Below are 24,750 nucleotides of genomic sequence, written 5' to 3'. Positions count from 1 at the left end.
CGTACTATCATACTGTTTTTTAAGTCTAGATGCAAATGAAGTTACGTATACTCAGAATTGATCCACGGTATTCTTCACGCAACTAAGTATTTGTTCCGCTTTTCACAGAATTACAAATGAAGATTAATTTCTTTCTATGATTGAAAAGCTATATTTGTTTCATATAGCAACCACATTTCATCAAAAATAGTTGCTGATATATCTGAATGAGCCAATTCTTCAATATACCTAGATATTTCTTCAAAATCCTTTGATTGCTTAGGGAAAGTTAAATCATAAAACATTGCTTCTGCAAACACGGCTTTACCGTCTGATTTTTTTCCACCTCTAAAAGTTAGGGCATATTTATAAAATGATTGATTCATATTGTCCTCCATGTTTTATTTTGTCTACTATATATATACATGATTTTGATCTCCATGTACAAACACAACACAAAAAATAAAAAGCTAAACCCTAAAAAGAGTTTAGCCTTTTATCTAGAAGTGTGAAACGTATTCACTATAACCTTCTTCTTCTAATTTTTCTTTAGGAATAAATTTTAAAGCGGCAGAATTAATGCAATAGCGCAATCCTTCTGGACCAGGTCCGTCCGGAAATACATGACCTAAATGTGAGTTGGCTGTTTTACTTCTTACCTCTGTTCTTCTCATACCTAGTGAATCGTCAGAAAACTCCGTCACTTCAGGTCCATCTATTGGCTTACTAAAGCTTGGCCATCCACAGCCTGCATCGTATTTATCTTTTGAACTGAATAAAGCTTTTCCTGAAACAATATCAACGTAAATACCTTCATTAAAATTCTGATCATATTCATTACGATGAGGTGGTTCTGTTCCATTTTCTTGAGTCACATGATATTGCATAGATGTTAGATTATTTTTTAAGTCTTTTTTTGTCATATTCAGTCACCCCACATTTTTTGTTTGAATCCAGCTCTGCCTGATCCAACTTGATAATTGTCATAATGTGCTGGATTTTTTTTGTAATAATCTTGATGGTATTTTTCTGCTGGATAAAATGGTTTTGCTTCTAAAATTGGTGTAAAAATTGGTTTTGAAAATTTACCGCTAGCTTGCAATTCTTTTTTTGCTATTTCAGCAATTTCTTTTTGTGTTTCACTATGATAAAAAATGGCAGTTTCATATGAAGAACCTCTATCAAAGAATTGACCACCTGCATCAGTTGGGTCAATTTGCATCCAAAATAGTCGTACGATTTGTTCATATGGGAAAATACTAGGATCAAATGTAATTTGGACCGCTTCTTTATGACCTGTTAAATTGGTGCATACTTGTTCGTATGTAGGATTTTCCATATCTCCACCTGTGTATCCTGAAATAACAGAATGAATACCTTCATAAGAATCAAATGGTTTAACCATGCACCAAAAACATCCTCCTGCAAAAGTTGCTTTTTCTAAGTTCATATATACGACCTCCCTTAATTATATGGAATAAGTATTTCAAGTGTAATTTCATCTTGTTTCAAATTAAATTCTTTAGCCCTTACTTCCACATCTGATTTCATAGGGATGCGTGATAAATCGATATAAACATCCTCTTCATCAGGGCGCACTATCATCCATTCAGGTAAAGCAACTGAATCTTTTAGCAATTTTAACACGGTTTTGGGTGGGATATCTAATTTGCCGACTTCAACACCCGTTTGAAGCAATCTCAAGTTTCCATCCGGCTCAACAATAGGATCGAATTTCATAATTACTGGTAGATTAATCGAAAAAATAGTGAGTTCTGTTGTTAATAGGATTTGATTCTCGACGCTTATAATTACAGGTAAAGGTTGCGTTTTTAACGCATCCCTTATGTAGGTGTTTGCAATACCTTCAAAATTTTCTTTTGTGGTCTTAAGCGTAAAAACATTCCCTTCGGAAGTTGCTATTGGTTCAGACATGTCTGTTTTTGCTGGAGGAGAACTAACCCAGAGAACAAACATGACTACTACGGTAGATAATAGCGCGATTAGTAAGAAAAAGGCAACTTTCCAACGGTTCATTAATTATTCAACTCCTTAAAAATCCATTTCCTCATTTGTTAATTGTTTTAACCCACAAGTTTTTAGGGATTTTAGAATGCGATCAGTCATTTGTTCATAGCCTTTACTATTTGGGTGGAAAAAATCCGTATGATATACCATATTTGAGTTTGAATTAAATAAATCATCGACTGGAACATAACACGCATTAATGTCACTATAAGCAAAATTACTAATTGCTTGATTCCAGTTAATTAATATTTGGTCAAACTCATTGTCCTCATCCGTAACAATTGAGAACGGGTTATATAAACCTACTAAGATAATTGATGCATCTGGATTGAGTATACGAATTTCCTTTAATATATCCTCGTAGCGTTTTGTGAATTTAATTAACTCTTTCTCGAATGCATCGACGCGTAATCGAAATAAATCTTGTTTCACAATACGCATAATATCATTTCCACCGATTGTCATAACAATGATATTCGCTTTTTTAATAGTATCATCTATCTTGCCAGATTTAAGTTGAGTTAAAAGTTGATCACTTCGTCTCCCTCGCTTGGCTTCGTTCTCCACCTCAATGTCAAGAACACCTTCGAAATCCGCCAATTCAATTGCTAATCTACTTAAGTAACCACCCATTTTACGTTCATCTCCAACACCTTGTGTTAATGAATCTCCTATTCCAACAAGCGTTTTATTTTCAGGTATGAACATTTCATTTAGTTCGAAATTTTCCATTTCAAGAAACTGTCGAGTTGTAAAATCTGCTGTTGCTCCTGGTTGATCAAATTGACATCCTGTCAAGATGAATAGACTCACCAAGAAGACAAGTATCAATTTTTTTTTCATTATTTTCTCTCCTTCTCTTTAGTTAAGCAAGAATCTTGTTTGTTTACAAGTAGTCAAGGATTACAGCATCTGGTGAAATGATGCTTGCTGTAACTTAAATTAATTAATCATTGATTTAAAACGCGATTCATTCAGTTCAACAACCGAATTCTTAATATCCACTTTTGCAGACTCTAAAATTCCATTCATAGTTAATTTGAAATTTATTTTATCCTAATTCACAAAAAATTCTGCCATTAAATTACTTATAAAAAATAATTTTTTTCATATAAATTAATCCGCTTTAAGGTCTACTTTATTAACATATGTTATGCCATCAACTTGTATCGTTAATGGCATAGCAAGAATAGAATATTTCATTTTTTAGTTATAAAATCAGCTTAGGTAAATTTCATTATTGGTACGAGCCACTAGTCTGTACTTTTATAATAAGAACTGCTCAAGGTTTTGAAAACTAAAAGTAGGATTATAGGTAATCAATCTAAAACCCAAATGCTATACTTTTAGCATTTGGGTTTTAGTTAGTGTAATAGTTCGACTTCAGTCGCTACCTAATTCTTTGTATAATAATACACTTGTACATCTTAACTTTTTGTAAGAAGTTTTTCTCTTCTTTTATAGATCAGATATGTGTAGTGAATTCCGATGTCAGTGATCATGGTGTCTGAAGTAGAAGTGATTTCCCAATTATCATACGGTGGAAAATACGTGTCTCCCTCATAATCCTGTTGAATGAGCGTAACGTAAATAAGATCAGCATAGGGTAAGACTTCTTTAAAAATTTGTTCCCCACCAATAATCATGACTTCTTCATGGTGTTTTTTTCCAATTTTGATTGCTTCTTTAATAGAATGAACAACTGTAACCCCTTGATGCTCATACTCAGGGTTTCGTGTAATGACAATGTTTAAACGGCCAGGAAGTGGCCGACCAATTGATTCAAATGTGTTACGTCCCATAACGATGGCTTTACCCATTGTTTTCTCTTTAAAATAAGCAAGTTCATTTGGAATATGCCACGGCATTTTATTATCCTTACCAATAACACGATTAAGATCATGGGCTACTATTAGTGAAATCATGATACACCTACTTTCTATACTGCAATTGGCGCTTTAATTCGAGGATGTGGATCGTAACCTTCTATTGTAATATCTTTTGTTTCCAAATCAAATATGGACTCTTTGTCATTTGAAATCGTAAGTGTTGGTAGTTCTCGAGGTTGTCGTGAAAGTTGCTCATTTACTTGATCCATATGGTTTGAATAAATATGCGCGTCTCCTAGAGTATGTACAAAGTCACCAACTTCTAGATTACATTCTTTCGCTATTAAATGAGTTAATAAAGCGTAAGAAGCAATATTAAATGGAACACCGAGAAATACATCTGCACTACGTTGGTATAACTGACAAGATAATTTTCCATCTGCTACATAAAACTGGAAAAATGTATGACAAGGAGGAAGCGCCATTTGATCTACTTCAGAGGGGTTCCAGGCGGTGACAATATGTCTTCTTGAATCAGGGTTATTTTTAATCGATTTAATAACATTTTTCAACTGATCAATAGTCTGCCCATTAATTGAAGGCCAAGAACGCCACTGACGACCGTAAACTGGTCCTAAATCTCCATATTTATTCGCAAAATCGTCATCTGATAAGATTTTTTTTCTAAAAATATTCATTTGTTCATCCAGAATTTGTTTGAATTCCTCTTCTTGTGCAGCACGCAAGCCAAAATCAGTCATATCTGGTCCAGAATAATCTTCACTTTTCACCCATTTTTCAAATGCCCATTCATCCCATATATGATTACGCTCGGTAATTAAAGTTTTAACATTTGTGTCACCTTTAATAAACCATAGCAATTCAGATGTAATAAGGCGCATCGCCGTCTTTTTTGTCGTCACTAAAGGAAATCCTTTGGTTAAATCAAATCGTAATTGATATCCGAAAATACTTTTCGTTCCAGTTCCTGTGCGGTCATCTTTCACCGCTCCATCCGCTAATATTGTTTTACATAGTTGTAAGTATTGATCCATATGTATGCCCTCCTATGAAAAAAAATGTGAAAAAGCCTTTTTCAATTGTAACTTGAAAAAGGCTTTAGGTGTTAAGATAACCACTTTGGTGGCATATTTTTTGACCAATAAATATCACCTAACTTATAGTGTTTGGCAAATTGATCTGAAGCCGTGTGGTAATGAAAATTAAAGAAATAACCATCTTGAGGCTTGAGGTCCGTTCTTACATGGAAACGAATAACATCTGAGCCGGTAGCCGTTTCAATAATATGAAAAATTTTTTCACTACGATCACCCGATGGATTTTCACTTATAGCTAATGATTTAAGAGAATCCTTGTCCATATCAAGTAATGTAAATTCAATTGCTTCTTGAATTTTCGGGAAAATATATGTGTCAAACTCATTTGTAATAACTGGACCAATGCGTGATCCGAATTTTTGTAATGACAGTTCTTTTGCTTGGCTAATGGCATCTTCAATAAAATTAGAAGGTTGTTCATCGGACCATTCTACCTCGTATGTATAATCTGGATTGTGTGAAGAAATCGATTTTTGGTCAGCTTTATCATCTAGTAAGTTTTCCCATATAATATGGTTTGGAGAAATTACACCAAATGTTAAGAGAGCCACTGCGATGACTAACGTTTTCTGAATCCAACTTTTCATAAACTATCACCTACTAGTTTCACATTTTTTTACAAGCTTTCATATAGTAGTACGATTTTATTAGCTAAAGGTTTCATCTTTAATGTATTCATTGTACAATAATATGTAGAAACATACATCTTCGTTTTATAAGTAGGAGGAATTATATAGTGGATATGCATTTAGTTATTGGAATTGGGTTCTTACTATTACTTGGTTATTTGACTTCTTTAAACTTTACACACTGAATATGAAAAGCTGCCCATCAATTATTGAGGGCAGCTTTTTCTATGAATCCATAATGGAATTTAGTATTGGGTCGAATAATTTGATTGAATCCAAACTCTTTAAACCAAGAAGACCGAAAATGAGCTTTTAATACGACACGCTTTTTTGCAACTCGCAAGGCTTCATGTACCCATTCAGAGCTTAATGATTCTCGTACCCCTAAAGATCGCAGTGGTCCAATAGAGTCTGACTCTTCAATTAAAGTTTCGAACATTGGATCCATATAGATAACATCAACAGAATTTTCGTCTAATTGCTTCAAATATGAAAGAGCGTCAGAAGAAATAACTTGAATTTGATTCATTAATGATTCAAATTCAACATAATCTGTTCTTCCTTTATGAAAAGCTTCCTGTAAAATAAAGGCAAGCACTGGATTTGCTTCGCATCCTTTTATATACCCCGTATCACCAATTGCAAAGGCTGCAACTAAACTATCCGATCCAAAACCAAGCGTACAGTCTAGGAATGAATCACCTGCTTGTAATTGGCAAACTTCAAGTAGAGGATCTCTTTCCCCCCTCGCTAACCGCTTTAAACGAAACTTCGCTGAACTTGGATGAAAAAAGAAAGGTTCTAATGAATTTAATCCATAGCACTCCCATCGACTCTTCGTTGCAACTAAAACATCACTTTGAAAGTGTTGTTGTAATTGTATTATGTTCCTTTTGTGACGATCAACATAAGGAAAGCCTAAGTGAGTTGCTGCATTTTGAGCAAGTTGTTTTGTATATTCAGTTGTTCGTCCAGCAGTTGTGACAATGGTTTTCACGAAGCGGTAACTTGATTAAGTACCGTAACTAAATGTTCTTTTATATGTTCCATTGAAAACCCTTCAATTTGTTCACGAGGTATGAAATATGCTAGCTTGCCATCTTTCACAATCGCAATTGAAGGAGAGCTTGGTGGTACTTCTTCGAAGAATGCACGCATTTGATAAGTTGCTTCTTGATCTTGACCTGCAAAGACAGTCACTATATGTTCAGGTTTGTTCGTCACTTCTGTCAGTGCTTGAGCAACAGCCGGACGTGCTAAACCAGCTGCACAACCACAAACGGAATTAATCATAATTAAGGAAGTACCTGTAGCTTGTGTCATATGTTCGTTAACCATTTCAGCATTAGTTAATTCTTTAAAACCAACACTTACAAGCTCTGCTCTCATTGGTTTTACTATTTCTTTCATGTACTCATCGTAAGCATTCATTTATTATCCCTCTTTCTTTTTCTACTCGCGCTTGATAATATGCCTTTTCATTATCCATCATAACTTGTATTTCTTATCTTTTCACGTAATTATTTCTGTTCGTTTTATGAAATTAAATAATTCGTTACAATCTTTTCACTTATGCTCTGCTTTATTTTAACATAAATATTGAGCCCAATATAGGACTCCGATTTGTATAAACAGTCAAGATTTAAGGCTTTTATATGGATAGTTCTATTCAGGCAGACCTATTTATTAAGGACTCGATTAAAAATCCTTATTCTCATAATCTTTACATGTCCGGTGCAGAATAGCAAAACTTCGGATTCTTCCAACGTTTCTTTGTAGCTTGTTCAACCTTCATACGGACAATCTTAGATGACGTTTAACCTCCAACAATCGCCGTTGAATAGGTTCAGTCAAAAGCTTCTGTTACGACTTTGTAACTTTAAGACATAATGAAGTAAATATATAAAAGGCTATTTTTTTCGGTTAAATCATCCGATTTTACAAAGACTTCGTTTTTTGGTTTTGACTTCGATTTCTTTTTTTAAAGGATTTCATTCTCATAGTTATTCCTTTTCTTTTTTTTATGTCGTTCATAAAGCTAGCATGGATCAGTGAACATTCATGCCCATCGGCTAGCCCGTTTTTCTATTTCAGTACTTTAGTCAACGTATGTATTAACTTTTGCTCTGATTTCGCTTCATTCTTCACCACGTTTTATGGTATCGAGCTGCTCACTACCTAATAAAATGGAAGCACAGTTTTGCTCATTCCTATGGTATAATTACCCAAAATGAGAAAGGGGATTTATAAATGAACGGGGATGCATTTTTTGCTATTATACCAATCTTAAGTATTTTCTTTTACTTAGCGCCAGTTTTATTTGTTATTTGGTTTCTGATTAAATTCCTTAATATACAGAAGGAAAAAAACAAAATTCTAAGTACTATTTCTGACAAGCTAGATAAGCTAAATAATTAGACGGGGAATGCCGTCTCTTTTTATATCACAGTATTCTTCAACTATCAATTTAAGCATGTATAAATCACTCAAGTTCACCACCCAATTCTAATACTCATCGTATGTTCCGTTCTTTTTCATATCTTATAACCTTGAATGAAATCGTGCCTTCTGTTTTCTTAAAGAGAATGAAAGAATTTGACCTTAATAGACTTCCCAGTAATTACTAAGGTATATGAGTTTCTTTAGATTGAAGTTTATCAATCATGCCGTTTAATAAACATGAGATAATAAAGCATCCGACGTTGAATTTTCACATTCGAAAATCATACTCATAATCCGTTTCATTAGCCAAGTAGAATAGCATGAAACAACCCCTCATAACTTTATGAACTTCTGTATCAGAAAAAGGTAGTGAAAAGTGAGTACCTCACTTTTCACTACCTTTTCACATTGTATATTTTACAATTATTTTCTAGATTCGGTCATTTGTTTCCAAACGGAACCTTTAGCTTCTTCGCCTTGCTCGATTCTAGCAATTGCCATATTTACTTGTAATTTTACTTCAAATTCAGTATCTTCTTTAGCTTCATGAAGAGCAGGAAGTGATTTTTCCGTTCCAGTTTCATATAAAAACATGGCCGCTCTCCAGCGTACAAGCTTATTTCTATCATTCAAAGCTTGTTGCATAGCATCTTCAAATTGTGGGAACCCAAGATCGCTCATACAATCTCCAGCAGTACGTCGAACTGAAGAACTTTTGTCTTTCAAAGCATTTTCCATGTGAGGGATGACATTTTCATTTTCTATCATTCCTAAATAGACGGTAGCTAAACGACGAATTGACATTTGTTCATCTTGAAGAGCCTCAGAAAGAAGGGGCAAATTGTTAACAGATGGATTCGCCAATTGATCAAGTAATTGGAATCGCTCTTGCCAAGAATCGACTTGGAAATCTTCTAAAGACACTTGACGTCCATATGCAAGCACTTCACTTTTTGGACTATTCGCTTCTTTTATCAATTGTTGTAAACGTGAATCAGGGTAGGTTGCTTCAATTTCTTCTCTGATTTGTTCTGCAATATCTTTTTTTCCGCCGTAACGCACACCAAAGTCAGCCCATTTACGCTGCAAGATGTAATTTTCGTCATCTTCTTTCATACTTGCATTCATCGCTTCTACAAAGCGAGGTGAAAGTGCTATACGTTCTTCAGTTGTTTGGTCGAATACTTTGACTTGAAGTGGAATACCTTTAATTTGTTGAACATGAACATAGACTTCACCGAAATGGTCGTTTAATTGGTTTTCACTTTCAACTGATGCATGATTCTCCCCAAAAGCATTACGAACTTCGACTAAAATTTGTTCCCAGTTATTTTTTGCAAGACGTTCAATCGCTAAAAAATCTGCAACATGATAAATTCCTTTTACACCTTGAATATTTAATATGGATATAATTTCTTTTGGTGCATCTAAGTTTTCATCTTTTTTATAATTAAAACTTTTCCCAAAAGGGAGTTCATGATCCACAATAACTTTCATTGTATTTGGACTTGGTGTTGGTTCAATTGTTAGTATTTTCACGCAATATCCCTCCTACCCATATTGTAACATTAGCTATTAATTTCTTGCAGATATGTCCATCGCTCAATAAATTGATTGTATTGCTCATTTAATGCTTCTAAATGATTCGTAGCTTTTTGAAGTTTTTCGAAATCTGAACCAGCAGATTCCACATCTTTTTCGGCAGCAATAATCGCTCCCTCCACTTTTTCGATGTCAGCTTCGATGGTTTCCCATTCTTTTTGTTCTTTAAATGATAATTTTTTCTTTTGTTCTTTAATCTTAATAGGCTCTGGTTCTTCAAATACAACTTTTTCTTCCTTAAGTTCTGGTACTTGATCAAGAAAATCCGAATAAATTTCTTGAACCTCACGTGTATTCCCTTTACCATCTAATACCCACAGCTTTTTCGCGATACGATCCAAGAAGAATCGATCATGGGAAATCGTAATAACAACACCTGGAAATTGTTCTATAAAATCTTCTAGAACTGATAATGTTTGAATGTCTAAATCATTTGTTGGCTCATCTAATAACAAAACATTCGGCTGTTCCATTAATAGTTTCAATAAATGAAGTCTTTTGCGCTCTCCACCTGATAACTTACCAATGAGCGTACCGTGAACTTTTAGTGGGAATAAGAATTTCTCTAACATTTGAGCGGCTGAATGTCTTACTCCATCTGTTCCTTCAATATCATTTGAAGATTCTCTCACATACTCAATCATTCGCGTCATTGGATTCATCGGAGGAATGGTTTGTTCAAAATAAGCAATTTTTACGGTTTGACCAGTACTCAATTCACCACTATCAGGCTGAATTTTCTCAGCCAACATATTGATTAATGTACTTTTCCCAGCACCATTAGGACCGACAATACCAATTCGATCACCCGGTTGAAGTAAAAAAGAAAAATTCTGAATGATTTTTTTGTCTTCATAAGCTTTTGATAAATCTATCCCTTCAAGAACTTTTTTACCTAGTCGAGTGGTTGCAATTTTCATGTCTAAAGACGAATTGTCATTACTTCGGTCCATTGACTCATCCAACTTATCAAAGCGTTGTATACGTGCTTTTTGTTTTGTTGTTCTTGCTTTTGCACCTCGTCGAATCCATTTAAGTTCTGAACGGAAGTGATTTTCCTGTTTAACCTGAGAAGAGGCTGCCATTTCTTCTCTAATTGCTTTCGCTTCTAAGTAGTCACCATAATTACCACGATGTGTATACATAGTTTGATCTGCAATTTCATAGATATGAGTAGATACGCCATCTAAGAAATAGCGATCATGTGTGACAAAAATAATGGCACTAGAAAGTCTTGCTAAACTTTCTTGTAACCACTGTGATGATTTTACATCTAAATGGTTGGTCGGTTCATCTAATAAAATTAAATCAGCTGGTTCAACTAGTACTTTTGCTAACGCAACCCTTTTAAGTTGACCACCTGAAAGTTCATTCACTTTACGATCAAACATATCAATCCCAAGCTTTTGTAACGCAGTCTTAGCCATTGAATTAATATCCCATGCATTATAAAGATCCATTTCAGATTGAATTTCCATGTATGCATCTTGGTATTCTACAGATGAAGAATCCTCATTTAATTTATCCAAAGCATCTTCATATTTTCTGTTTATCTGTAATGCAGGTGAGTCCCCGCTAAAGACAGCTTGAAGAACGGTTAAATCGTCATCAAACTGAGGATCTTGTTCTAAAATTGCAATGCGATATTGATTTGGATGGTCCATTGATAGACTATCTGCCTCAAGTTGATTCGCCAGAATGGAAAGGAACGTTGATTTTCCAGTTCCGTTTACTCCGATTAAGCCTGCACGTTCTCCTGCATATATCGTGAAATCGATTTTTTCAAATAATGTCTTTACTCCAACCGTTTTTGTTAAATTTGATACAATTAAATGACTCAATATTCTTCACTCGTTTCTATTTTAAGTTGGTCAATAAATGCCAACATATATTCATGACGTTGTAAGGCAAGTTTTTTTCCTGTTTTGGTAACCATTAAATCTTTTAATAACAATAATTTTTCATGAAAATGAGTAACTGATGATGTATCTTTCGTGTGGTATTCTTTTTCGGACATGTTTAATCTTGCAGTTTCTGACCAATCATAAAGATTTCTACCTCGGGCACCACCAAATGCAAATGTTCGGGCAATTCCTATTGCACCCATCGCATCGAGTCTATCTGCATCTCTAACAATTTTCGCTTCAATTGAAGTTGCTTCTTTTTCATTGCCACCATTAAAAGAAACTGATTCAATAATTTCAACAATCCGCTTTCTGTCTAAAGGTGACAGCTCCAATTGATTTATTATAGCTGTCTCTTGTTTTTTCCCTTCAGTCCCACTATATTTGACATCACTAATATCATGAAGAAGTACAGCAAATTCAATTAAATCGTTACGTACAATTCCTTCTTGTCCACTAATAATATGTGCATTTCTTCTTACTCGTTGAATATGTTGAAAGTCATGACTTGCATCAAATTTATCATAAATAACTTTCACTAAATTTTCACATCTTTCAATAGAGTTCAAATTGACCGTCCTTCCTAAACGTGCTATTACAACTCACTACCTGTATCATTGCATAGATATGGTTCTAATCGCAACAGAATGATTCGACAGATAATTGACTAGTTTCGACAAATCATGTATAGTATAGCCATCCATTCACAGAATATTTAATGTTTTGAGGATCAGGAAATTGACATTTCACTCTAATATTTTGAGGAGGAACGTTCATGCACCAAGGCAAAGTAAAATGGTTTAACATTGAAAAAGGATACGGCTTTATCGAATACAATAATGGTGATGATGTGTTCGTCCATTTTACTGGAATCCAAAGTGATGGATTTCGAACGTTAGAAGAAGGTCAAAATGTTTCTTTCGAAATAATCGAAGGCAACCGAGGTCCACAAGCCGCAAATGTATTATTAATTTCAAAATAAGTTGACCCACCAATTTTTTGATTGGTGGGTTTTATATTCTCGATATTTAGTTTTTAGTTTTTACTTTACTGAGTTCTTTCCCTAAAAACTGTAACTGATCACCAACAGTACAACCGCTAATACAAAAACGGTGTGCCAATGTTTTCCCACCTTTATTATTGAGCTCTCTTTTAATAAAGCAACCATCGCAATATGTTCCAAGTAAATTATCGATTTCACGAATAACTGTTTTTTTGTTCACTTGCTACATCCTTTCAATGCAATCCTCCATTATCCTTTTCGATTATCTTAATTTACAGTTCACCTTTATTTTACACCTTCGTTGCAATTGCTGGCAACTGACATTATAATAATCAAGTTGGAAAATATGCCGTTTTTTATTAACAGTGGTTCCTAAAATCCCGCGTTATCAAAACTACAGGAGGACTTATTTTGTTTAATGAAGTACTTGGATTAGCTTTTGCAATTTTAAATATGATATTCGTTTTAATCATGTATAAATTTTTCGGAAAAACAGGGTTATTTGTATGGGTTGGATTTGCCACTGTACTCGCAAACATTCAAGTAGTAAAACTTATTGAAATTTTTGGGTTAACAGCTACTCTTGGAAATGCAGTATATGGCAGTATTTTTTTAGTTACTGATATATTAAATGAGAAGTACGGAAAAAAAGAAGCTAAAAAAGCAGTCTGGTTAGGATTTTCGTCTTTAATTATGATGACAATTATTATGCAACTAGTGATACAATTTCAGCCATCCCCTGATGATTTTACGCAAGACTCCCTTGAAACTATTTTCGGACTGATCCCGCGAATCGCACTTGGTAGCTTAATTGCATATATCATAAGTCAATATACGGATGTAATAATTTTTAGTTTCTTACGTAAGCTATTCCCTGCTGATGGGGCATTCTGGATACGAAATAACGGATCTACAATGATTAGTCAATTATTAGATACTCTTATATTTACAACTATTGCGTTCTTAGGTGTTTTTCCGAAAGAAATTTGGCTAAGTGTATTTATTTCGACGTATGCATTGAAATTCCTAATCTCAATTATTGGTACACCATTTGGTTATTTGTCGAAACGTATAACGCCTATCGATGAAAAATAAGGAGTTGATTTCATGCTTGAAGTGTATATTGATGGAGCAAGTGCTGGAAATCCAGGCCCGAGCGGAATTGGAATTTACATTAAAGGTGAAGGACATCAACTTCGATTTTCCGAATATGTTGGAATTTATGATAACCACACAACAGAATTTATTGCTTTGGTGAGAGGTTTAGAAGAAGCACAAAAACTTTCTAAGGAATTCATATCCGTAAGATCCGATTCACAAGTTGTGGTTGCTGCAGTTGAAAAACGTTACATCAAAAACCCAGTTTACAAAGAATTCCTTGACCAAGCACTAGAAATTGCAGATACATTTAATTTCTTCTTTATTAAATGGGTGAATAGTAACTCAAATCTAACGGCTGATCAATTAGCACGACAGGCTCTTCAACGAAAAAAGGACTCATGAGCGTTTAAGTGCTCTCGTGAGTCCTTTTCTTTGCTTTCATAAAAGAGATTGTCATGCGTTCGTCATCATATAAAAGCCATTCCAGATTATCAACTACTGAACCCACGTTAACTTGATATTGAAAGTGTTTTAACTTTATTTCCTGATTGTGAAAAAACGGAATCTGTTTATATCTTTCCATTAATCCGGATTTATGACTATGCCCATAAAATAAAATTTTATCTTCAGTATTAAATATTTTAGGTATCAAAATTTTTTCTTTCCATTGATGACCGTGAATTACAATAGCATTTGGCAAATCAATGGTTTCGGGAAGATTTTTCAACACATAATAAAATTTATCATTTGGAATGGTAATGTCAAGTATTCTTTGCTCTTGATTTCCACGAACGGATGGAAATGAAAGAAGACTTGTAAATGCTTTTGAACTTTTCATCACTTTGGATAATGATTCAAATCTTTCTGTGATTGCTCTTTTTTTACCAATCACACACTCAAATATATCGCCTATACCAACTAATTTGGCTTCTGGGGAAATTTTAGTAATATGCATAAGAACATCCTTTGTGTCTGACAAACTGGAATGTAAATCACCTAGTAATGCATATTTCATGTCTTACTCCTACCTTTTCATGAATAAAGTGATGTTTCCTCTAATTATTTCCATAAATTGCATACATTATTTATGGTAATTATTTTATATCTTCACGGTATTTTAATACAAAAAAACAGACCCTCTAAGAGAGTCTGTTTATAGGTTAATTTTAAAATTAAGCTTTGTTTACGTTAGTAGCTTGAAGACCGCGTTGGCCTTGCTCGATTTCAAAAGTAACTTCTTGACCTTCGTCAAGAGATTTAAAACCTTCGCTTTGAATAGCGCTGAAATGTACGAATACATCGTCTCCGCCGTCACGTTCGATAAATCCAAAACCTTTTTCTGAGTTAAACCATTTCACTTTACCTTGTTCCATAATATGTTTCCTCCTCGTGTACTAAGTACACATTGTGTTACTATCCTTGCTCAAATCGTGGAGATAAAATCTCATACAAGTCTTACTCATATCCGAACAAAAATAATCCTCTATTAATGTAACATTAAAATCATTTCATTGCAAACGAAAAGTTGAAGTATTTCCCTATTATTCATCATGTAAATTAGTATTAATTCTCTTTTATTATGCTTAATAAAGCGCCTATAGCACCACTGTAACCATTATCACGCAAAAATATAGGTGTACGATTTTTACGTTTTGTATAATTACCAATTATATTTTGTAAAGGAATATTTCCTGATAAAGTAGAGCCAATATATACAATATGTTCGACGTCTTCAGCAAAAGCACATTGTATACTTAGAGTTGAAATGACTTCCCCAACTAAACCTTGAACTGTAGCTAAAATGTCCTCTTTCGATCGTTCCATTAATGGCGTCAATCCTGCAGCACCAAAATTACTAGCAGTTAACCCTCCATCAATCGGTGTCTTATTCCCAAAATATATATCACTTACTAGCATATCGACTTCTGAACGACTCCCTCTGGCAGAAAGTTGTACAATTTCATCAAAATGATGAATGCCCGTCATTAATGCTGACATCCCAAGTAAAGTTCCCCCACCAATACCTGTTCCGGAGATTCGTTCATGTTCATCTCCCTTAAGGTAATGAATAGATGTACCTGTTCCTATATTTGTAATCACTGCATCAGGAAAATGTTTACCATCATTTTGTAATTGATAATTAACACCTGCAACTGTCGCATCAAACTCCACTAAATAATGAAGATTATCATGACAATGCAAAAATGTCTTTAACTGCTCAGCGCGGCCACCTGTTAGACCAATTTTAAAGTCATCATCAAATAAAGCAATCCAATCACTAACTTTCTGTAAATCGTCAGACGGAAAATACAAAAAAGTTAATTTTTGGTTATTGTCAAAGAAAGCAACTTTTGTTAATGTGCCCCCTACATCTATTCCAATCGCATGAACCATAATCGCACTCCCTTTAACCATGAAAAGACGTCACTTCACAAAATCAATTGTGAAGCTGACGTCTTCAAACCATTTCATAATTTTTTTCAGCTACTTGTTTGATATGTTCCACAAATTTCACAATTGTTTTTTCGGTCGCAAATAGCAACATTAAATGAACAAACCATTTTAATGCTTTGTTAGTCGCTTTGTATGTTAGTCGAGTTTTAGATTCAGAAATAGATTCCAATTCATATTTTGCGCTAATTTCAAAGTAATTGGCCAAAATAAAAGTAATTTTCATCTTTTTATGTGTGTAATCATTGATGTACTCTTTTACATGTACATCATAGGTTTCAACACGATTTCCTTCTCGATATTGCTGACTGTATACACTCCCAACTACATCATCAGTGATGGTTACAGGTGTATAGCTAACGACATTCGGCATAATTTCTTGCATTTTAGCTAAATCTCCATCAACGTATTGCCATACTTCATCAATAGGGACATCAATTTCAATTGATTTTGTCCATGATTTCAAGTGGGCACTTCCTCTCAAACAACCTACATTCAGTGTAGTGAAAATTATACAGTTTAACAACATTTAATTTTACATATAAATAAGATTATTTACGGTACACATGAATAGTGTACATATCCCATTGTTCTTCAAGTTCTCTCATATGAACAGTTTTCCAAGGATTAAAGAATGACTGTCCATTTTTATTAAAAAAGTATTGTTGCTTGATATGGAAACTTGCATGAACAATTAGTTTCTGTTCGTCTTTCCAAATGATAATATCATGTGGGAACATGGCATCTTTTGAAAGTGGTACTTCTTTATAACCAAGTTGTGTTATCCCATTCATAAATGTGGTCGGATGTACCCATTCTCTTATTAACCAATCAAGTGTTACCCCCGCCTCTAATGAAGCAGCGACGAACAACGTAGAAGATAAACAATTGGCACCATGTTGATTTGGATAGGTATTAACATACGTACTTGTAACACTTTCCGTTGGAACATAGGGATCAAATATTCCTGGCGTATCATAATCAAAGGCAATGCGGTTTAGTAAATCCGACTTTAGTGATTTTGTAATTTTATTCCACACTTCTTTTTGAATAGCTATATATTGTAGATTATTTGAGACAAACTCATATGGTGCGAGTAAAGACTTTGCAGGTTCTCTTAAAATCCCCTCGAAATAGTGAGTTTCAAAAATTAATCCTCTTCCAATTTGTTGTTGGATCTTTAATATGTCTGTTTTAACTGAATCTTTCAAAGACGGGAAAACACGATGAGGTAATACAACAACCATTGTAATGTTTTTTGATAAGGTCCAGTATTTATAGCAACTTCTATATGATACAGCTGTATATGTAGGATGTTTCATAAATTCTTCTTTAGAGAACAATAAACAATTAACCCCAAACTCTTTTACTAAATGATAATCTTCATCTCTTAGAAAAAACAAATCTTTTTCAGGAACAAATGATTCTTCCCATTTTTCTAGTTTACCTTGACTTAAGTTTATTCGTTTATTCAAAAAATACCACCAACCTCTATAGATTCCTATCTATAGTAACAACTTTATGTTTCATTCTTGTAACAATCACTTAACAATCGGGCTAACCAGGTCTAGTGTCATCTTATTTGCTAAGTATCCTTTGTCAATCATCATTTGAATAGATAATTTTTTTTGGGATTCTCCAAATTGAAGGATTACACGATCACTTTCAATGCGAACGATGTGTCCTTCCCCAAACTTAGTATGAATAATGGTTAGACCAACAATAAGACCACTGACATCACGTATAGTATGTGGATTTTCAGGTTCCGGTTTGTTGATTATTAACTCTTTTTGACTCTGTTTTAGCAAAATGCTTCTCACTTCTTTAATAAAACGAGATTCAACCTTTTCTTTCCCATCTTTTGTTGCATAAGTTAACAATTCAAGATGATGTCTTGCTCTTGTCATCCCCACATAAAATAAGCGTCTGGCTTCTTCGAGTTTGTCTATATCACGCATATCTTCTTCCGAAGGGATTGTCCCATTATGACAATCGATCATATAAACTTGATCAAACTCCAACCCTTTCGCACTATGGAAAGTGGATAATGTTACTGCATTTGGATCTTTTGTTTTTTTCGCTTCTTGAGTAACAGCATCTAATTCTTTTATGCGTTTAGCAAATGCTTCCATTGTAGTATATGGCTCAGCAATTTGCTCGAGTATGCGAATCATATCGAGTAACACTTCAATGCGAAATCCGAATTTTTCAGCACGACTCTGTAATACTTGTTCATACCCTAATTGTTCTTTAATAAGGCGGATAATGGTTTTAGGTCGCGCGTTCTTTATTTGCTCATATGTCTTTGCATACGTTAGTAGAGACTGCATTTGATAATCTTTCAATTGAACACTTCGGGAGAGTAGTTGAAATACATTACCTTGTTCTTCATTACGCTCAAATTTCCGGATTTGATCATTTGACAAATACAAATTAAACTTGCGTGCAATCTTTATAAAAATATCCTTACGTTCTAAATTAAAACTTAGACGCATGAAATTTAAAATATCTTCAATAATCCAATGAGAAAAAAACCGTTGATCGACATCTTTCATATAAAATGGGATGCCTCTTCGTTCAAGTTCACTTATATACAGAATTGCACTTGCATTATTGCGAAATAGAATGGCCGCGCTTCCCGTATCTTTTAAATCGAGTAGACCATAAATGACATAACGCATTTGAGCTTGATCGTCATGTAATTGTTTTAATTGAATGTCCTGGCTACTGTTATTTTCTGTGAACATCTCTTTTTTGTATCGCTTTGTATTTCTTTTAATTAATTGATTTGCTACAGTAACAATATTTGGTGATGAACGGTAGTTTTGTTCCATTTTAAGAATTTTAGCATTTGGGTAAGCCTCTTTAAATTTAAGCAAATACGTCGGATCAGCAGCACGCCAGGAGTAGATAGTCTGATCATCATCTGCAACTACACATAAATTTTGGTGTGAGAAAACAAGTTGTTCGACGATTGCATGCTGAAGTCTTGATGTATCTTGACTTTCATCCGTTAGCACATAATCATACAAGTGCGAAAAAGAAGCTTGCATGTTTTTATCCTTACATAAGGCTTCAAATGCAAGTACCAGTAAATCGTCAAAATCGAGCCATATATGCGACGAATTCCGTGTTTTAATTTCTTCATATTGTAAGGTTATGTTGACCGCTTCTTTATTTGGAAGCGATTCCTGTTCCCACTGAATTTGAGGGACCATATTGTTTTTAATAAAACTTATGAAATGTGTTAATTCTTGCAATTGATCGTCCGAACAATCCTCTTTCATTGCTTGTTTATATAAATCCTTCAAAATTTGTGATTTTGTCGGGACGTTTGAAGTAGGTTTGCCCTCAATTAGAGTAAAAGTTATTCCTTGATTCCTCAAATATCGAGATGTGATTGAAAATGCTAAGCTATGAATCGTAGAAAATTCTACTTGAGCTAATGAAGGAAAAAACTGGTCATACCGCAATTTCATATCCTGTGCTGCAGCACGACTAAAAGTAATCGCTTTAATTCGTTTTGCGGATACACCTTTTTCTTCTATTAAATAGCCGATACGCATAATTAATGTTGTCGTTTTCCCAGAACCTGGGCAAGCCAATAATAAAAGTGGTCCTTGCGTTTGTAGAACAGCTTTTTGTTGTATTTTATTCAAACGAACGTTATGAAGTTTCGCTTGTCTTTCAAAAAAATCAGTCATACTAAAACTCCTTTTTAACACAAAAAATCGCCACCTTAAGTAAGACAACGATTTAATATACTATATATTATAACAGAGCAATTATTTACTCACCATTATTCCTTCTTTTATAGAACGTCCCTTCACGCTTAATCTTTAAAGCTTAATTACCTTTAAAGGTTGACCTGTCTCTAAATAACGCTTTAAATTACTTTATGATCGCTGGCCATCCGTTATTTAAACCCACAGAAGTATTCGTTCCTTGAACAATATCTCCTTCTAGCAACTCCCCAGAGTCAGTGTCAATTTAACTGTGTCATCTAGACTAGTTAATTCAAATGTCGCAACAGATCGTGGAGTTTAATCATCTGGTACTTTCCATGTGTAGACCTAATTTTTGGTCATGAATAACTTCAATAATTTCTCCGACTACATCTAATTCATCATGCTCTCTCAAATACTCCACTTTTTCTCCTAGTTGCCACGAAGAATAAATTCTTCTGTCAAACAAATATTCTGCAGTATCTTCACTAGTTGTCAAAGCTTCCTAAAAGCGGCTTGGTGTTGTGGGTATATAGGTAGTATAAGTAGGATTGATTTGTCATTTTACTCACCTTTCAACATTTAATTTGCTGTAGTCACTTCTTACTAAATTGTATATTCAGCAATTCTTCCAGATTTTTTTTTCAAATCATAATATGATAGTCGTTGCATGTATTTTTAAAAAATTCAGTTTTACTCCGCAATACCCTAGCTCTTTCGACTTTATTTCCATATTATAAAAACAATCATTTAGAAAGGTGGTGTTATGAATGGGCTATGGTGGTTACGGTCCTTATGGTCCTTGCCCTCCTGATTATTACGGAGTTGGACCCAGTCAAGTTCGTCCAGGTTACGGGAATACGTTTGCATTAATTATTGTTCTCTTCATTTTGTTAATAATTATTGGAGCTACTTTTGTTAAATATTAAAGTCATGAACAAAGACAAGGCATAATATATGATTTAAGACCTAATTGGCCGTTCTATTTTAACATGGTACTTTGAGCGCTTACTTGCGCTCAATTTTTTTGTTTATTGATATCCATATTTTGTTGAGTTTGATTCTTCCTTTTAGTACAATGATAGAATAATTAAATAATTGTCTAATACCATTTTTTCTTTCAAATAAATAAAAACTATAAAAAATCCCCAAATTTAAAGTATTAATAACTCTATAAGTAGGTGAAGAAATGCCACAATTTAAGCTAGGCGTACTTTTATATAATGGGCAGGCAGGACAAGTAACGGTTGAAAATTCTTTATCTCTAGTAGTAGGGACAATTGCGATGCATTGTCATCAATTAACCATTGTTCAAACACATTCTACTGAAGAATTTACACAAGCATGCATAAATGCATCCAATGCAGATGTCTTATTTCTAATGGGTGGAGATGGAACATTGCATACAGCGGTTCAAGTGTTGGGAAATGTTAATGAATTTCCCATCATTGGTCTACTTCCTAGCGGCACCTGCAACGATTTTGCAAGGACTTTAGGAATTCCTCTTTCTCTTTCGGAAGCCGCTAAAGCACTTGTCAATGGAGATACTAAACACATTGATATTGCTCAAATTAATAACAATCTATTTATGAATTTTGCGGGAATCGGCTTAATTACCGAAGCTTCTGAGAATATTAACCCAGATTTAAAAGAGAAATATGGAAAGTTAAGCTATTTTATGAGTGCCTTGCAATCTGTTAAACAGAGTGAACCATTTTCAATTCACTTTGAGATTGATGGTATTTCATATAATGAAGATGCAGTAATAATATTAGTCATGAACGGAAATTCTATTGGTACGTATTCCTTCCCACTCGACACCATTGATCCAAGTGACGGACAACTGGAGGTATTATTAATTCAATCATCTACAATACTAGCCATTCGCGAATGGTTATCACTCGCTCACCCCGATACGATCCCGAGTAAATTATCAAATGTCTCCCATTACACTGGAAAGCATATAGTTATTCATACAGTTGAACCTAAAAATGTGGATACCGATGGTGAAATATATTTAAAAACACCTATTGAGATTCGAGTTAAGCCTAATTTTATAAGGTTCTTAGTTCCGAATGAAAATAAATAGAAACGCAGTTACCAAAAGACGGTAACTGCGTTTCTATATTCAAACTCTTGTGATTAGTTAATCCTTGTAAGGACCTTATTAGTTTACATAATATTATTATTTGTTCGCAACGTGAACTTTAAGTAACTTACCTTTAATTGTTGTATCTCTCATTAATTTCAAAACAAGAGAACCTTTTCCGTTTAATATTTCTACATACGAAACATTATCTTGAATGGTAATGATGCCTATATCTTGTGCTGTTAATCCATCCAGTTTTGCAATAGTACCTACAAAATCAACGGCACGAATTTTCTTCTTCTTGCCACCGTTAAAATACAATTTCGTGATATCTTCATTCAACTGCTCTTTTTTATCCACTTTAATTTCAGGCTCTTCATTCATTTTTTGCTTAAATACTGTTCTCGCTATTACCACATCTTGTTTTGATGGAGCATCTTTTTGATCAATATTAAAACCAATATATTTTTCAACTGCAGCAAGGAATTTGTCTTCATAAGGTGTTACAAGAGTGATTGCTTTACCTACTTCTCCAGCTCTTCCTGTTCGACCTGTACGGTGAACATAGCTTTCTTTTTCAAGTGGCATATCATAATTAATTACATGTGTTATACGGTCAATATCGATTCCCCGTGCAGCAACATCAGTAGCAACTAAATAACGGAAATCCCCACGTTTAAAATCATTCATGACATTAAAACGTTCATTTTGTTCCATTCCACCATGAATTTTATCTACTGTATAACCTTCTTCATCTAATAAATCGACTAATTGATCGACATTATCTTTTGTTCTACAAAAAATGATACAGCTATCAGGATTTTCCACTACCGTAATGTCTTTTAACAAAGCAAATTTTGCTGCTTCTTTGACAACATATACGGAATGTTCAATATGCTCATTCACTTGCTCGGTTTTTTCAATTTCAATGTCCAGTGGATTGTCCATATATTTGTGACAAAGTTTTTCTACGTCTTTTGGAAGTGTTGCAGAAAATAACATGGTTAAACGTTTTTTCGGCAAATGTGTAATGATGGATTCTACAAGTTCAATAAAGCCCATGCTCAACATTTCATCTGCTTCATCAATAACTAAAATCTCCACTTTACTTAAATCTAATGTATGTCGTTCAATATGGTCCATTACACGTCCAGGAGTCCCTACTACAACATGCGATTTTTGTTTTAATTCTGAACGTTGATAAGCAAAAGGTTGTTTACCATAAATAGCCGTTGCTTTTATTCGTTTAAAACGCCCAAAACTCATAATGTCTTGTGATACTTGCATAGCTAACTCACGTGTCGGTGTTAAAACTAATGCTTGAGGTTTGTTTTCGTCCCAGTCTACGATTTCACAGATGGGAATACCGAATGCTGCTGTTTTCCCACTACCAGTTTGAGATTTTACTGATACATCTCTTCTTGTTAGTACAACTGGAATAACTTTAGTTTGTACTTCTGTTGGGGCCGTAAATCCTAATCCTTCTAATGCGCGAATAATGTCATCTGAAATACCGAAATCTTTAAATTGTATGTTTGTCATTTAGCTCTCCCTTTATATAAGAGTCTTGAAACTCTTCTTTGTTCCTTTAGTATAACAAGGAATTAGCTGAATAGATTAAAACAGAAAACTATGTTATAATGATAAAATAATAACTTCATAATGCGTCAATGGATTCATGAGAATTATTTGGGCTCTTATTGAGCATTTTTTATTCGAATTGAAATCAGTGTTATAGAAATGGGGAATTCAAATGACGTTTCAAAAACATGAAAAAATAGTATCCGAATTTGTTCAAGCTCGAAGAATTAGAGAAAAAATCTCATTTGTTCGTCGTGATGTAGAAGTTGAAGGTACAATTTTCAAAATACTGGAAAATTCTTGTATTGTTGAAATTTCTCAAGACGATGCCAAAAAGATTGGTGCAGCTTCAAACTTAACTGTAGTATCACATAAAAAATATAAAGTATTCTCTTAATCAAAAAAAAAGAGATAAAGCGAGTAATTCATTAACTTGGATTACTCGCTTTATTTTTTTAGTTTTTTTCAACAGGATAAGCTGTTATCCAATCACTGTAACTTCCTACATATAATTTAACTTTTGGATACCCGGCTTCTTTTAACATCGCATACAACGGAGCGGCTGTTACACCACTTCCACAATATACAGTAATTTCTTCATTTTTACTTACAACGGATGTTAACACTGGCAAAGCTGATTCAATATCTTTAAACTGCCCCTGTTCTTTTAGCAATTCCCAGTCCAGGTTTCTAGATGATGGTATGTGGCCAGCTACAGCATCAATAGGTTCATGATGACCGGCATATCTTTCTGCTGAACGGGCATCTAGAAGAACACCTTGTTTACTTTCAGAAACGTCCTTTACTTGCTTACGAGTTGAAAATATGTCTTCATTCCATTGAAGTGCTAGAGAAGAAATACTATCACTTGCCTTGTCAATTGTCACTTTAAATCCTATATTAACTAATGCTTCATACCCTTCTCGAACCAAAGTGATATTTGGGAATCCAGCATAACTAAACAACCAATAAGCACGAGGGGCAAACGGCATTCCGCCTTGGTCATATATTACAATATGATCTGTATATTCAAATCCATGAGCTTCAAAAAGATTTTTGATGGTTTCTTTATCTGGAAGAGGATGACGTCCTGCTGTTTTATTCATATCTGATAAGTCTTTTTCAAGATCAAGATAAACAGCTCCAGAAAGATGTCCTTCGTCAAACATCTTCTTACCGGCTTTTACGTCCTGTAATGAAAATCGAGTATCCACCCACCGAACAGTTGAATCTTTTAAGTCTTTTGCAGATTTCCAAACTTCTCCCAAA

General features: G+C 34.1%; 29 protein-coding genes. 6 read left to right on the top strand and 23 right to left on the bottom strand.

The annotated features are described in order from the left end of the window. Nucleotides 1-134: 134 nt before the first annotated feature. From C406_RS0100675 to C406_RS0100610, 13 genes are all read right to left on the bottom strand, one after another. A complete protein-coding gene (locus tag C406_RS0100675; RefSeq protein ID WP_017378654.1) occupies nt 135-365 on the bottom strand; it encodes a YozE family protein in 231 nt (76 codons plus the stop codon). A 114-nt stretch (nt 366-479) separates the two neighbouring features. Next, nucleotides 480-902, bottom strand: coding sequence for a peptide-methionine (R)-S-oxide reductase MsrB (gene msrB / locus C406_RS0100670; RefSeq protein WP_017378653.1), 423 nt, complete (start codon nt 900-902; stop codon nt 480-482). 2 nt (nt 903-904) lie between these two features. Continuing rightward, nucleotides 905-1,429 carry a peptide-methionine (S)-S-oxide reductase MsrA gene (gene msrA / locus C406_RS0100665; protein WP_017378652.1) on the bottom strand — a complete coding sequence of 175 codons (525 nt, stop codon included), beginning with the start codon at nt 1,427-1,429 and terminating at the stop codon, nt 905-907. Nucleotides 1,430-1,443: 14 nt separating this feature from the next. Beyond that, a complete protein-coding gene (locus tag C406_RS0100660) occupies nt 1,444-2,016 on the bottom strand; it encodes a YpmS family protein (protein WP_017378651.1) in 573 nt (190 codons plus the stop codon). Nucleotides 2,017-2,031: 15 nt separating this feature from the next. Continuing rightward, nucleotides 2,032-2,850, bottom strand: a complete 819-nt coding sequence (locus tag C406_RS0100655; RefSeq protein ID WP_017378650.1) for a GDSL-type esterase/lipase family protein — start codon at nt 2,848-2,850, stop codon at nt 2,032-2,034. Nucleotides 2,851-3,434: 584 nt separating this feature from the next. Then, entirely contained in the window at nt 3,435-3,932 is a 498-nt protein-coding gene (locus C406_RS0100650) for a dihydrofolate reductase (RefSeq protein ID WP_017378649.1), read from the bottom strand. A 14-nt stretch (nt 3,933-3,946) separates the two neighbouring features. After that, nucleotides 3,947-4,891, bottom strand: a complete 945-nt coding sequence (locus C406_RS0100645; protein WP_017378648.1) for a thymidylate synthase — start codon at nt 4,889-4,891, stop codon at nt 3,947-3,949. Between the two features lie 71 nt (nt 4,892-4,962). After that, nucleotides 4,963-5,541 (bottom strand): YpjP family protein, encoded by a 579-nt coding sequence (locus tag C406_RS0100640; protein WP_017378647.1) that lies wholly within the window; start codon nt 5,539-5,541, stop codon nt 4,963-4,965. Nucleotides 5,542-5,785: 244 nt separating this feature from the next. Beyond that, the gene (locus tag C406_RS0100635) at nt 5,786-6,580 is read right to left on the bottom strand and encodes a class I SAM-dependent methyltransferase (RefSeq protein WP_017378646.1); all 795 of its coding nucleotides are present in this window, start codon (nt 6,578-6,580) and stop codon (nt 5,786-5,788) included. Next, nucleotides 6,577-7,014, bottom strand: coding sequence for a BrxA/BrxB family bacilliredoxin (locus C406_RS0100630; protein WP_017378645.1), 438 nt, complete (start codon nt 7,012-7,014; stop codon nt 6,577-6,579). The genes C406_RS0100635 and C406_RS0100630 overlap by 4 nt, the downstream gene beginning before the upstream one ends. Nucleotides 7,015-8,448: 1,434 nt before the next feature. Continuing rightward, nucleotides 8,449-9,564, bottom strand: coding sequence for a conserved virulence factor C family protein (locus C406_RS0100620; protein WP_017378643.1), 1,116 nt, complete (start codon nt 9,562-9,564; stop codon nt 8,449-8,451). A 29-nt stretch (nt 9,565-9,593) separates the two neighbouring features. Next, the gene (locus C406_RS0100615) at nt 9,594-11,468 is read right to left on the bottom strand and encodes an ABC-F family ATP-binding cassette domain-containing protein (RefSeq protein ID WP_017378642.1); all 1,875 of its coding nucleotides are present in this window, start codon (nt 11,466-11,468) and stop codon (nt 9,594-9,596) included. After that, entirely contained in the window at nt 11,465-12,100 is a 636-nt protein-coding gene (locus C406_RS0100610) for an HD domain-containing protein (protein ID WP_017378641.1), read from the bottom strand. Before C406_RS0100610 ends, C406_RS0100615 begins: the two co-directional genes overlap by 4 nt. A gap of 206 nt (nt 12,101-12,306) precedes the next feature. On the opposite strand from C406_RS0100610, the gene C406_RS0100605 reads away from it, so the two are divergent. Beyond that, a complete protein-coding gene (locus tag C406_RS0100605; RefSeq protein WP_017378640.1) occupies nt 12,307-12,513 on the top strand; it encodes a cold-shock protein in 207 nt (68 codons plus the stop codon). A gap of 46 nt (nt 12,514-12,559) precedes the next feature. Here C406_RS0100605 and C406_RS0100600 read toward each other — a convergent pair whose 3' ends face one another. After that, nucleotides 12,560-12,754: a zinc-finger domain-containing protein gene (locus C406_RS0100600; RefSeq protein WP_017378639.1), complete on the bottom strand. Its 195-nt coding sequence runs from the start codon at nt 12,752-12,754 to the stop codon at nt 12,560-12,562. A gap of 191 nt (nt 12,755-12,945) precedes the next feature. On the opposite strand from C406_RS0100600, the gene C406_RS0100595 reads away from it, so the two are divergent. Both C406_RS0100595 and C406_RS0100590 read left to right on the top strand, forming a co-directional pair. Next, the gene (locus C406_RS0100595; protein WP_017378638.1) at nt 12,946-13,629 is read left to right on the top strand and encodes a queuosine precursor transporter; all 684 of its coding nucleotides are present in this window, start codon (nt 12,946-12,948) and stop codon (nt 13,627-13,629) included. A gap of 12 nt (nt 13,630-13,641) precedes the next feature. Then, entirely contained in the window at nt 13,642-14,037 is a 396-nt protein-coding gene (locus C406_RS0100590; protein ID WP_017378637.1) for a ribonuclease HI family protein, read from the top strand. 4 nt (nt 14,038-14,041) lie between these two features. Here the strand turns inward: C406_RS0100590 and C406_RS0100585 are convergent, their stop codons facing one another. The 7 genes from C406_RS0100585 to C406_RS20400 form a co-directional block, all read right to left on the bottom strand. Continuing rightward, nucleotides 14,042-14,650 (bottom strand): metallophosphoesterase family protein, encoded by a 609-nt coding sequence (locus tag C406_RS0100585; protein WP_017378636.1) that lies wholly within the window; start codon nt 14,648-14,650, stop codon nt 14,042-14,044. Between the two features lie 157 nt (nt 14,651-14,807). Beyond that, entirely contained in the window at nt 14,808-15,008 is a 201-nt protein-coding gene (locus tag C406_RS0100580) for a cold-shock protein (protein ID WP_016427350.1), read from the bottom strand. Nucleotides 15,009-15,198: 190 nt separating this feature from the next. Beyond that, nucleotides 15,199-16,029: a type II pantothenate kinase gene (coaW, locus tag C406_RS0100575; RefSeq protein WP_017378635.1), complete on the bottom strand. Its 831-nt coding sequence runs from the start codon at nt 16,027-16,029 to the stop codon at nt 15,199-15,201. Nucleotides 16,030-16,093: 64 nt separating this feature from the next. Continuing rightward, nucleotides 16,094-16,552, bottom strand: coding sequence for an SRPBCC family protein (locus C406_RS0100570; protein ID WP_017378634.1), 459 nt, complete (start codon nt 16,550-16,552; stop codon nt 16,094-16,096). A gap of 85 nt (nt 16,553-16,637) precedes the next feature. Next, on the bottom strand, nt 16,638-17,561 hold the full coding sequence (locus C406_RS0100565) for a hypothetical protein (RefSeq protein WP_017378633.1): 924 nt from the start codon (nt 17,559-17,561) through the stop codon (nt 16,638-16,640). A 66-nt stretch (nt 17,562-17,627) separates the two neighbouring features. Beyond that, nucleotides 17,628-19,790 carry an ATP-dependent helicase gene (locus C406_RS19135; RefSeq protein ID WP_017378632.1) on the bottom strand — a complete coding sequence of 721 codons (2,163 nt, stop codon included), beginning with the start codon at nt 19,788-19,790 and terminating at the stop codon, nt 17,628-17,630. 343 nt (nt 19,791-20,133) lie between these two features. After that, the gene (locus C406_RS20400) at nt 20,134-20,310 is read right to left on the bottom strand and encodes a hypothetical protein (protein WP_017378631.1); all 177 of its coding nucleotides are present in this window, start codon (nt 20,308-20,310) and stop codon (nt 20,134-20,136) included. Between the two features lie 271 nt (nt 20,311-20,581). On the opposite strand from C406_RS20400, the gene C406_RS20010 reads away from it, so the two are divergent. Together C406_RS20010 and C406_RS0100545 are read left to right on the top strand one after the other, a co-directional pair. Then, a complete protein-coding gene (locus tag C406_RS20010) occupies nt 20,582-20,740 on the top strand; it encodes a YjcZ family sporulation protein (RefSeq protein WP_017378630.1) in 159 nt (52 codons plus the stop codon). 260 nt (nt 20,741-21,000) lie between these two features. Beyond that, the gene (locus tag C406_RS0100545; protein ID WP_017378629.1) at nt 21,001-21,900 is read left to right on the top strand and encodes a diacylglycerol/lipid kinase family protein; all 900 of its coding nucleotides are present in this window, start codon (nt 21,001-21,003) and stop codon (nt 21,898-21,900) included. A 96-nt stretch (nt 21,901-21,996) separates the two neighbouring features. On the opposite strand, the gene C406_RS0100540 is transcribed toward C406_RS0100545, so the two are convergent. Next, nucleotides 21,997-23,442 carry a DEAD/DEAH box helicase gene (locus C406_RS0100540; protein ID WP_017378628.1) on the bottom strand — a complete coding sequence of 482 codons (1,446 nt, stop codon included), beginning with the start codon at nt 23,440-23,442 and terminating at the stop codon, nt 21,997-21,999. 211 nt (nt 23,443-23,653) lie between these two features. On the opposite strand from C406_RS0100540, the gene C406_RS0100535 reads away from it, so the two are divergent. Next, nucleotides 23,654-23,878: a DUF2187 family protein gene (locus tag C406_RS0100535; protein ID WP_017378627.1), complete on the top strand. Its 225-nt coding sequence runs from the start codon at nt 23,654-23,656 to the stop codon at nt 23,876-23,878. A 58-nt stretch (nt 23,879-23,936) separates the two neighbouring features. On the opposite strand, the gene C406_RS0100530 is transcribed toward C406_RS0100535, so the two are convergent. After that, nucleotides 23,937-24,749, bottom strand: coding sequence for a sulfurtransferase (locus tag C406_RS0100530; protein WP_017378626.1), 813 nt, complete (start codon nt 24,747-24,749; stop codon nt 23,937-23,939). Nucleotide 24,750 lies beyond the last annotated feature (1 nt).

Origin of the sequence: Paenisporosarcina sp. TG-14 (genome assembly GCF_000297555.1) — a bacterium.
In the GTDB taxonomy this organism is placed as follows: domain Bacteria; phylum Bacillota; class Bacilli; order Bacillales_A; family Planococcaceae; genus Paenisporosarcina; species Paenisporosarcina antarctica.
The sequence above is the reverse complement of the archived record's forward strand: the minus strand, read 5'-3'. Positions and strand labels throughout refer to the sequence as shown.